Source organism: Aedoeadaptatus ivorii (assembly GCF_030815095.1).
Classification (GTDB): Bacteria; Bacillota; Clostridia; order Tissierellales; family Peptoniphilaceae; genus Aedoeadaptatus; species Aedoeadaptatus ivorii.
Genome location: NZ_JAUSWF010000006.1, coordinates 51,281 through 62,675 on the forward strand (window position 1 = coordinate 51,281; position 11,395 = coordinate 62,675).

The following is an 11,395-nucleotide window of genomic DNA, read 5'->3' on the forward strand; positions in this document are numbered from 1 at the left end:
GAGGTATATATGAAAAAGAAAGGGAAAGTAAACCCAAGAGATGTACCAAAGACCAAACTTATATCAGAAAAGAAAGAAGAAAGCAATGAAAAATTCAGTAGTACAGAGAGAAAATCAGATTTTTCAAAAAAAGAAATTAATAAAGTAAAAAGCAGGAATAACATAGACAATAATGATGAAAACTCTAAGTATTATTCATCTCATTTGCAAGAAAATAGTCAGGATTTACTCAACGAAAAAGATAAGTCAAATAGAGGAAGAAGACAAAGAAAAAACCATGAGGAAAAATTTGCAGAAGCCTCCTATCATAATGAATATCAGCCAGAATATTCGCAACAGCAGCATAGAAAAATGGAAGAAAATGAGGAAAGTAGATATGGTGAATATTACGGGCAAGAAACAGAATACAGGCTAAGTAACTTTAAAGAAGATTTTAATGATAGACCAAATTCAACTAGCTCTAATTTAAAAAGTAGCACTTCTCCCCAAAAAAATTACAAGGGGAATAGTAATTTAAAATGGAAGAAAAACGTTGAGAGTGAAAGTTTTAATGGAGTGCAAGAGAAAAAAATAAGGAGATTTAGAAAAGAAGAAGATAAGGATTTTAATATAGAGGTAAGTTCAACATATGATCCCTTATCGCAGGACTCAGATAATGATGGTGTCATAGATCGCTATGACATGAACTTTAGTGATAGCAATGTATCATATAGGGACACAAGAGATGACTATAAGTATTTACCATCTTCTGATGTGCAAAGAAAAAATTGGGATGGTTATTCTATTCTTGGTGAGAAAGGGAAAGAAAGCTTTCAAAAAAACACCTTTAAAAAACTTTATCAATCTCAAAGTCAGTTTAAGGATAAAGGGGAAAAAGTAGAATTAAAATCTTTAAATGGGAAGTTTAGAAGAAAATATCTATCATATAAGGCAAATGAAGAAGATAAAAAAATAATTCAAGACCTGAATACTAATAAAAAACAAAATAGCAAATATTTCAAAGGCAAAGTTAGAAATTTAGAAGAAAAAGATATGCTAATGGGTAAGGTTTCTAGTGGGAAATTTAGACAGGATAGCCTATCTGAAGGATTCAAAAGTGAATCTGAAAAAAATAAAGATAAATATAATATAAATAAAAAGAATCAAGAAAAAATAGGCACGAAAAAAGAAATCTTCAAACAGGAAAAAAACGTAATAAAAAATGAGAATCTTGAAGTAGATGAACTTGATTTAAATCATAGTGGAATTTCTAATAAAAACAAGGGAAAGAAAAGACAAATAAAAGACGCTTTTGATAATACTATAAAGAAAAGCAACTTTGATCCAAAGAAAGAATACACCAGGACAAAAAAAGAAGTACAGGATTCTAAAAATGTATCTGAAGAAAATAAGGTAGATACAAAAAATAAAACTAAATTCCATTCTAAAAAAGATAACAAAAGTGAAAAAGATAAGTTTTATAAAAAGGAAGATAAAATATCAAAACTATATGAGAAAAAGAATAAAAAAGAAAAAGAGTTAATTAAGTATAAGAAAAAGTCAAAAAAAGCGGGTTTAGAAAAACCTATTACTTTTGCGAGTGCTATGACGGCAAACTATCTATATAGTGGGAAAGATGATAATGCAGGTGTTAACGCTGCTTATAAGCTTAGTAGAACTACCGAAGTTGTAGGTAGAGAAATTAGCCATTTTAGAAGAAAAAAACCTTTAAAAACTCAAAGAAAAATAAAATCTTTAGAAGGAAAAATTTATAAGAAAGAAAGTAAACTTCTATTTCAAAGAAATTTTGAAGAATTGAAGAAGACTAAAGCTTATCAAAACTCTAATAAACTGAATCGATTTTTTATGAAAAAGAAGTTTCAGAGAGATTTTAGGAAGAAACACGGGGAAGGTTTAGTAAATAGAGTAAAGAAATCTTTCGCTAATATTGGAAAGAAAACATTGGAAGCTTTAAAAAACAAAGGATATAAGCAAATTTTAATTGCCCTTTGTATTTTAGGACTTTTTTTTATGCTATTTCAAGGAATTAGCAATGTTGGCAGTCTTACTTCAGGATTAACAAGTAATGTTATAGCTACAAGCTATCTATCAAAAGAAGAAGTTTTAATGGATATTAACAATGAATTTACAAGTTATGAATATGCCTTACAAGATGAAATAGATAGTATTAAAGAAAATTATCCAAATTATGATGAATATCATATAAAAGGAGATTCTGTTGGTCATGACCTACACGAGCTTTTTAGCTATTTAACAGCAAGATATGGAGAGATTAAGTCAGCTGAAGAGATACAAAAGGAATTAAAAAAGCTATTTAATCAAATGTATGAGAAAAAATATACTTCAAAGTCTATTACAAAATATGACAGTGAAGGAAATCCATACACCTATAGAATTCTAACATTAACTATAAAAAAGAAAAGTATTGATGAAATAGCAAGAGAAGAATTTGCAAACTATGAAACAAATATGGCTCATTATTTAGCATTACTTGATAGTCAGGGAAATATGAGTGGATATTTTGGATCAAGCTATGGGAACTTGGGAGAGATTATAGACAATCCAAACTTTGGAAATCCCGGTCTTGCTTTTGATTCTGAAACTGCCAAAGCCTTATTTAATGAAGCAGAAAAACATATAGGTAAAAGATATGTGTTTGGAGCAAGTGGACCATCTAACTTTGACTGTTCAGGTTTTGTATGTTGGTCATTTACAAAGTCTGGTGTAAAGAGAATGCCAAGAACTACAGCTTGGCTTATTTATAAAAACTATTGTAATCCAATATCTCCAAGCGAGGCAAAACCTGGGGATATTATTTTCTTTAAAGGCACATATAATTCCGGTACGCCAATTTCTCACGTAGGGATATATGCCGGAAATGGAATGATGCTCCATGCAGGAGATCCTATCCAATATACCAGTATAAACTCAAGATATTGGAAAAATCACTTTTATTCCTTTGGTAGACCAAAATAAGGGGGAAGGAGTAAAAATCTATGAATAAAAAATTAATCAGAAACATAGAAAAACAGAAGAATTTAAGAAAGAAAAAAGAAGAAATTGAAATAGAACTTCAGTTATTAGTAGAGGAACAAGAAGAAATAGAAAATTTAGAGGTCATCAAGGAATTTCGAAGTCAAAAAATATCTCTTGATGAATTTTTATTTATTGTTAGAAAAAATAAGGAAGAAGAAAATAGAGAAAGACAAGAACTTAAAAGAAAAGATACAAATGAAAGTGAGGAAAATTTATGAAAAAAATAACAAGTGGAATTTTAGCTGTGATAATGCTACTTGTAAGTCTAGTGAATATAGTGGCTGTAAGTCCTGTATATGCAAGTACAGATTATAAGGTAGAGTGGACGGAAGATGATTTTATGTATTCCTCTGAGGGAAATATAATTGCCTTTAGTGATAAGGGCTTAGAAAAGAAAGAAAAGACAAATGTTCTAGTATTTCCTGAAGGAACAAAATCTATAAATGGAAATTATTCTTTAAGTCATTTAAACGATGAACTTAGATATAAAAGAGAATTTGGACGTGGCAAACATTGGGATAAAGTAATTATTCCTGATTCTGTTAAGCATTTAGGCTATGCTGCCTTTTACGATGCAAGTATAGACGAGGTAAAACTATCAAATAGGCTAACTTATCTTGGTGGTTTAGCATTTTTTAATTGTGGACTTAGAGAAGTGACTTTACCTGATACTTTGGTAAATATTGAACATAATGCTTTTGAAAGAAATAACCTTCAAGAAATAACTATACCGAAGTCTGTAAAGACAATTGAACAATACGCTTTTTCAAGAAATAAATTGCACACTATAAAAGTTTTAGGCAATCCAAACATTAACAGTAAAGGAGTATTCCATAATCAAGATGTTGAATATAGACCAAAACAAAATCCATTTTACGAAAATCATTTTGGTTTCAACGGAAATCAAGGATTCAAATCTATTCCTAATGGATTAAGGTTTGAAAATGGAGAGTTTGTCTTTGATAAGAACGTAGATAGTGTAGAACTTGAATTTGATTATAACAATGATATGTATCAAGGAAAGATGACTATATACAATCCAAATAAATATTCCATTGATACTCAAACTGATTTGACAGGACAAGATATTGATGAAAAGGACAATAAGATTGATGATTTAACTAAAAACATTAAGGACTTAGAAAATCAGATCAAAGACTTAAATGATAAGAAACAAGAAGATCAATCAAAGATAGATGAGTTAAAGGAAAAGTTAGAATCTTGCAAAGATAATGGAGAGAAACTAAAACAAGAAAAGTCTAAGTTAGAAGAAGAGATTAGAGATAAAGACAATAAGATTACTCAATTGAATAAAGAAATTGAGAATCTTAAAAACTCCAATAATCATGAACTAATAGCAGAAATTACTCAGCTTAAAGATGAATTAAAAAGATTACAAGATGAAAATGCAAAACTAAAAGAAGATTATTCATCTACAAAATGGGAGTTAGAAGCTGAGAAAGAAAAGACCGATAAAAACGAAAATAAAATCAAAGAAATGCAAGAAAAGCTCGAGTCTTTAGAAGGAGAACTAGCAAAGAAGACTAAAGAAATTGAGGATAAAGATAATAAAATTAAGGACTTAGAAAAAGCTCTTGATGAAAAAGATACTAAGATAAAAGACCTCGAGTCTAAAAAGAAAGAAACAGAAAATTCTAAGTCAGAATGTTGTAAGAAAATTGAAGAGCTTCAAAAGGCTATTGATAGTTTAAAAGAATCTTCTGAAAATACAAAAAAAGAATTAGAAGAGAAGATTAAAGGGTTAGAAGAAAAACAAAAAGCTTCTGAAGAAGAAATTAAAAAGCTAAAAGAAGAGTTAGATAAGAAAATTGAAGAAGCAAAGAAGTTAATCGAGGAAGCAAATAAAAAAGCAAAAGAAGAACTTGAGAAACAAGCTAAAGATGAAAAAGACAAAAATTTAAACCAAGACTTATCCAAGAAATTAGATGAAATTCTAAAACTCCAAAAAGAAAATAAAGAGAAGAAAGAAGACAAGAAATCTCAAGATAAAAAGTTGGACGAACTTTTGAAAGCTGATGACAAGAATATCCTAAATCAATTTGATCTTAACAAAATGAAAGAGCAAGAAAACCAACAAGGCAAAAAACAAGTTAAAGATGAAAAAGAATTTGCAGTTTTCCAAGTAGACAAAAACTTTTATAACATTATAAAAGATGGAAAGAAAACTACTGTGTATATGGATGTAAAAGCATATATTAAGGATAATCGCATTATGCTACCTGTTAGATATGCAGCTTATACTCTTGGGTTTAATGTAGAATATGATGATAGTAAGAGAGAGGCTATCTTTTCAAATAAAGAAAATACAGCCTTACCTAAAAAAACTCTAAGATTAAATATAGATACTGGTGTTATGAAAGATAGTCAAGGAAACATTTATCATTCTGACACTAAACCTGTAATTATAAATGGAAGAATTCACGCATCTATTTCCAATATAGCTAAAGCTTTTAATGCAAGCTGTGGGGATATAAGAGATGAAAAAGATCAAAGTATAGAATGGGATAATAGCAGAAAGGCAGTTTATGTCTTCAAGAATATAAAGTAAGAAAAGGAGAGAATTATGAAGAAAAAAAGATTAGGGGTAGCCTTAGTGCTACTCCTTTTACTATTCAGTATGCCAAGCATATCCATAGCTAAGAGCAATGAAAATGAAATAAAAAATCAGTCAAATGATATTTATTTGCCAGAAAAAAGTAAAGAATTAGAAAGCTTATTTGATGAAGATGTATATGAACCATCTAATGAGAGTCAAAAAATTCCTTATCAGGAAGTGCCGAAAATACAAGAAAATAACATAAAAAATGAGCAAGTAGATAAAAAAGAAAAGCCATCTAAACTTGTTAAAGGTGGCAATACTAAAGCAATTAATCCATTAGCTACAAAAGAAAATAAGGCAAGAGGAACAGTTATAGAAAATGTAGATAAAAATGGACAGGATATTACACCGAAAGTAGAAGATCAAACATCAAGAGATGAAAAAAAGGAAAATCCAATAGATGTTAGACAATTTTTAACCTTTCAAACAAAGAGTGGAAAAACTATGCACCTCATTGTAGATCATTCGGAAAATCAAGAAAATGTACAATTACTAACAGAAGTTGGAGAACAAGATCTACTAAATATGATTGAAGGAGAAAGTGAAGTAAAGCCAAAAGAAGAAGTAGTGAAAAAAGAAGAACCGGTGGAGGAAAAACCGAAGAAAGAGGAGAAAGAAGAAAAGAAATCAGGGATAGGACTTTATTTATTTATGGGTTTAATTATTGTTGGTGTAATGGGTGCAGGATATTACTTCAAAATCTATAAAAAAAATGAAGAAGCAAGTTTTGAAGATGAGCAAGATTATAATGAATTAGAAGATGATTATGAATCTGAAGGGGAGGATTATGATCTTGAAGATAAGGAAGATACAGAAATTATTCCAGATGAAGATGAATTTTAATCTTCTCAATGATTTAAGCAGTAGATTAAGGACAACAATAAAATTAATTATCGTGTAAATTTATAAACATACGATAGAAAAGTACAATTAGAATTCTGGAACTTTAATAAAAAACGATGAACAAAACGACAGCACAAACTTAATATATAAGTAAAGCTAAGTTGAAATGATTGATTGTATAATTAAGAATTTGATATAGATAAAATCATAAGTTTAATGAGAATGCTAAAAACGGATCAAGCTTTTTTATACGGATGGAATTCTTATTCGAAGAAAAATCTTTATGCTAGAGACATAAAGTTTGAAGATGTAATAGATAATGGAATAAATATTATAGAAAAAATAAAAAATCGGTAGAGCTATAAAAAGATGAGGGATTGAAAATTTAATCTCTCATTTTTTTATTAAAAAATTAAAGGAGGAAAAATGAAATTAGTAATCGCAGAAAAACCAAGTGTTGCAGCATCAATAGCAAAAGTTATAGGAGCAAAAAATAGAAATAATGGATATTATGAGGGGAATGGATACATTGTTTCATGGTGTGTTGGGCATTTAGTACAAATGGCAAATCCTGATGTGTATGATGAAAGATATAAGAAGTGGAGAATTGAAGATTTACCTATTATCCCAAAAGAATACAAGTATGAGGTAACGAAGACAACTAAAAAACAGTTTAATATTCTTAAAAGACTAATGAATAGTAATGAAGTTGACACCATTATTAATGCTTGTGATGCTGGTAGAGAAGGAGAAGCTATCTTTAGACTTGTATATATGATGGCAAATTGTAAGAAGAAAATGAAACGTCTTTGGATTTCCTCAATGGAAGACTCTTCCATAAAAGAAGGATTTAGCAACTTAAAAGATGGAAGTAATTATGATAATCTTTTTGATTCAGCTAAGGCTCGTGCCATAGCTGATTGGCTTGTTGGAATGAACATAAGTAGACTTTACTCCTGTCTATATAATGAAAATTATAGTGTAGGCAGAGTACAAACACCAACTTTATCAATGATTGTGAATAGAGATGATGAGATAAATAGTTTTAAAAAAGAAAAATATTATACAGTGGAGATTTCCATGAATGGATTTACACTTTCGACAGATAGAATTGATGACAAGATAGTGGCAGAGCAGCTTAAAAATTTAATCGGAGAAAAAATTGAAATAACCGATGTAATTAAAAAAGAAAAGATTACAAAGCCTAATCTGCCCTTTGACCTAACAACACTTCAAAGAGAATGTAATAAGTATTTTGGATACAGTGCAAAACAAACCCTAGATTATGCCCAAAGCCTGTATGAAAAGAAGTATATTACCTATCCACGAACAGATTCAAGATATTTGACAGTAGACATGATAGAAAGCACTGTAAATAATATTATAGGAAAAAATGATTTTGACACAGAAAGAATTAAGGTAGTTTTTAATTCTGAAAAAGTTACAGATCATCATGCAATAATTCCAACGATAAGTTCATTAAATAAGGATATTTCAAATCTCCCGGAAAGCGAAGCCAAAGTATATAGACTTATAACAAATAAACTCTATGCAAGTTTTGGATATCCACTTGTAGAAAATACAACAAAGATAGTGGCTGAATTTGACGGGTTTGAATTTATAAACACTTATAAAATAATTGCAGAAGAAGGGTTTACAAAATATTTAGAAGAATATACATCAAAGAAGAAAGAAGATATACAACTTCCTGATGTAAAAATAGGAGATTTTTTATATATTGAAAATAAAGATATAAAAGAGAAGTATACAAATCCACCTAAACACTTCACTGAAGACACACTCTTAAAAGCAATGGAAATAGCTGGAAATGATGAATTAGTTAAGGATGTTGAAATTGAAAGAAAAGGACTTGGTACTCCTGCTACAAGAGCGGGAATAATAGAAAATTTGATATACAAAGGTTATATAAAAAGAGAAAAGAAAAACCTAATATCAACTAGGAAGGGATTAAACCTAGTTACTATAGTTATAGATGAGTTTAAATCTCCAAAGACAACAGCAAAATGGGAAATGAGATTAAGTGATATAGCAAAGGGTAAGGAAAATAAAGAGAATTTTTTAAAAGAAATTGAAGAAGAAATAAAAAATACTATAGGTAAATATTATAAGTAAATTGATTATAAAAAATTGAATACGGTTATAGGAATGAAGAAAGGAGTGATTTATGAAAGAAATAGGGTATAATATAAGTGATAAAAGAGTAGGCATTAGGAAATTTACTTATTTGATATTACTATGAATATATGTTATACTCTTATCAGATAAAGATGGTGTCCCACTACCGTTAAAGGTGGAGCATTAAAGAAGGTGTCTCACTACCTATATCCCAAAGGTGAAGCATTAAAGCAAGCAGAGAGGATTAAACCTCTCTGTTTTTTTAGGAGAAAATAATGGTAGAAGTTATAAAATATGGATTTTATACTGTAAACTCTGATTACCTTGAATATCTAAATAAAGTAGATTCAGAAGTTTATTACAACCCATCGTATAGAAACAGTATAAAACCATTTGTTGGAATTATTGTTGGTATAGAAAATTATAATTATTTTATTCCAATTTCTTCTGCAAAGGAAAAACATAAAAAATGGAAGAATGTTTCTGATGAGCATTTTTTGATTTATGAAGTGATCGATAATAGTATTACTATAGATGGAGATATCTACAAATATTATTCTGATAGAAAAAAATGCACATATTATCTATATTGGATATTAAGAAAATGATTCCTGTACCGACTGATTGTTATGAAAGAATTGATTTTAACGAACTTGAGGATATTAGATATAAAGACTTATTTCAAAAAGAATACGCTTTTTGTTTAAAAATAAAAACAAAGGTCTTGATAAAGGTAGAAAAAATATACAAAAATCAAAAGAAAACAGGAATTATAAGAAGAGCAAATTGCAATTTTTCAAAGTTAGAAAAAGCAATGTTGGATTGGAAGCAATAGAATAAAGGCAGTTAAAGCGATTAGAAAAGTAAAAAATTCCAATCGTTTTTTTATTGCAATAAAAAGATAGCGTAAATGACATTTTAAAGTTATCTTTTGCTTACAGAAATTTAAAAAATAGAAAGAAATAAAGTTTAATAAATAAATATATAAAAATTTAGTTCATTTTTATCACTATAATGAGGAGGGATAAAATGCCAAGATATGATATAGTAGATTTAAGTAGAACAATCTATCTTGCAAAAGAAGAATTTAAGAAAGATATAAAAAAATATGAGGAATATTTAAAGGTATCAGGCAATAACTATAAGTATCCATATATACATCAAATATCTATATACAATATGGATCCAAAAGCAACAGCCTGTGCAGAATTTGATTATTGGAAAAGTATAGGTAGAAGCGTTAAAAGAGGCGAAAAAGGAATACCACTTTTAGATATAGATAGTGGAAGGATAAAATATATCTTCGACATAAGGCAAACAGTAAGTATTAATCATAATATTTCTGAGGTAAAGTTATGGAAATATGATAGCAAAAAGCATTTAAACTTACTAGATGAAATGATAGATAAGTTTAAAGAAAAAGATAGTAAGCTTCTATTAAGCCAAGAAGATAAAATTGCTGCCTTAGTAGAAAGTAATGTTAGAGGAAAATTCAATAAAATTTTAGAAAGTCTATCTGATGAAAGTTTAAAAAGCATTCAAAAGGTAGACCTTTTTAATTTGTTAAAAGAATCCGTAAAAATTTCTATAAGCGAGAGAATGGAGGTCTCATATCAGCTAAAAGAAGAAAACTTATCTTTACTGTCTAAAATATCAAGTTCGGACATAGACAAAGTATTAAGTATAAGTGCTAATATAAGTAAAAATATCTTACTTGATTTGGGAAGTGAAATAAAAAGATTAGAAATTTTAGAGAAAATTCAAGAAAGAAAAGATTTGGAGCAGACAAAAGAGCTTAAGGAGCGTTATAATAAATTAAGTTCTGATATAAACGGTGAAATAAATTTTAAAGGAGGCTTGGAAGATGAAAGAGAAATTAACATTGGCAGGCAAGGAATACCTCATGGAGGAGGGGATTTACACACCAATCGTCAAGGAGAATTCCTTCGAGAGACAGGGAGGGACATACAAGATGGAAGAATTGGAGGAAGGCATGGAAGTCCTAATACCCAATATGGCAATTCCCAAGGAAATAGATTTAAAGAAACTCAACAGATGGGGAAGGATGAGATTGAACTTTCTCAAGGAGAACAAAGAAGAGGATTATCAGATAATGTATTTGCAAGGGACATTGATGGATCATCTTCTATCAAAGGAAAAAGAGATAGAGGACTTTATCACGAGGGAAGAAGTCAAAATGATGGAAACTTGGGGTCTGACAGAAGAACTGAAAGAAGAGGACTATCTGAAATATCTGAGATTGAAGAAGAACATGGATATGACCCTACAAGAAATAGGGGAAAGGGAGATAATCCTAATCTAAAAAATGAGGAAGTAGAGTCTACTTCCTTTTTTTCTGCTAAAAATCATGGAGAGCAAATATCCTTCTCAAATCCAATAAGTCAAAGAGAAATAGATACATTTTTAATACATGGAGGAAATCATGAAGATGGAAGATTAGCAGTAATAGCAGAATTTTCTAAGGGTAAATCTTTAGAAGAACAGGCAAACTTTTTGAAAGAAATATATAGGGGAGCCAATGGTCTTGAAATTGAAGGAAGAAAGATATCTGCATGGTTTGGAAAGGAAGGAGCAATTTTTAAAGATGGAGATGAGGCAAGATATAGAGAAGGGCAAATAGTTTCTTGGAAAGATTTAGCTAATAATATTAATAATTTATTAGATAGAGGAGAATTTGCTAGCAATGTTGAGATTGTAGAAAGTGCGACATATGAAAGAGAAAAAATAGCAGAAAAATTA

Annotated in this window: 8 protein-coding genes; all 8 read left to right on the forward strand. The window is 29.3% G+C overall.

Annotation, left to right across the window (positions count from 1 at the left end):
• The first annotated feature begins 9 nt into the window (after positions 1-9).
• The 8 genes from QO008_RS05300 (at position 10) to QO008_RS08055 (ending at position 10,958) form a co-directional block, all read left to right on the forward strand.
• Complete coding sequence (locus tag QO008_RS05300; RefSeq protein ID WP_019117237.1) at positions 10-2,976, forward strand: C40 family peptidase; 2,967 nt, start codon at positions 10-12, stop codon at positions 2,974-2,976.
• A gap of 20 nt (positions 2,977-2,996) precedes the next feature.
• Positions 2,997-3,254 carry a hypothetical protein gene (locus tag QO008_RS05305; RefSeq protein ID WP_004837916.1) on the forward strand — a complete coding sequence of 86 codons (258 nt, stop codon included), beginning with the start codon at positions 2,997-2,999 and terminating at the stop codon, positions 3,252-3,254.
• The gene (locus QO008_RS05310) at positions 3,251-5,605 is read left to right on the forward strand and encodes a leucine-rich repeat protein (protein WP_307384953.1); all 2,355 of its coding nucleotides are present in this window, start codon (positions 3,251-3,253) and stop codon (positions 5,603-5,605) included. Before QO008_RS05305 ends, QO008_RS05310 begins: the two co-directional genes overlap by 4 nt.
• A 15-nt stretch (positions 5,606-5,620) precedes the next feature.
• The gene (locus QO008_RS05315) at positions 5,621-6,499 is read left to right on the forward strand and encodes a CD1107 family mobile element protein (protein ID WP_019132978.1); all 879 of its coding nucleotides are present in this window, start codon (positions 5,621-5,623) and stop codon (positions 6,497-6,499) included.
• Positions 6,500-6,925: 426 nt separating this feature from the next.
• Complete coding sequence (locus QO008_RS05320; RefSeq protein WP_019117159.1) at positions 6,926-8,632, forward strand: DNA topoisomerase 3; 1,707 nt, start codon at positions 6,926-6,928, stop codon at positions 8,630-8,632.
• A 278-nt stretch (positions 8,633-8,910) separates the two neighbouring features.
• Positions 8,911-9,243 (forward strand): type III toxin-antitoxin system ToxN/AbiQ family toxin, encoded by a 333-nt coding sequence (locus QO008_RS08075; protein ID WP_008901382.1) that lies wholly within the window; start codon positions 8,911-8,913, stop codon positions 9,241-9,243.
• On the forward strand, positions 9,240-9,470 hold the full coding sequence (locus QO008_RS08080) for a type III toxin-antitoxin system ToxN/AbiQ family toxin (RefSeq protein ID WP_008901383.1): 231 nt from the start codon (positions 9,240-9,242) through the stop codon (positions 9,468-9,470). Before QO008_RS08075 ends, QO008_RS08080 begins: the two co-directional genes overlap by 4 nt.
• Before the next feature lie 1,179 nt (positions 9,471-10,649).
• The gene (locus QO008_RS08055; protein ID WP_350310033.1) at positions 10,650-10,958 is read left to right on the forward strand and encodes a TnpV protein; all 309 of its coding nucleotides are present in this window, start codon (positions 10,650-10,652) and stop codon (positions 10,956-10,958) included.
• The last annotated feature ends 437 nt before the right edge of the window (positions 10,959-11,395 follow it).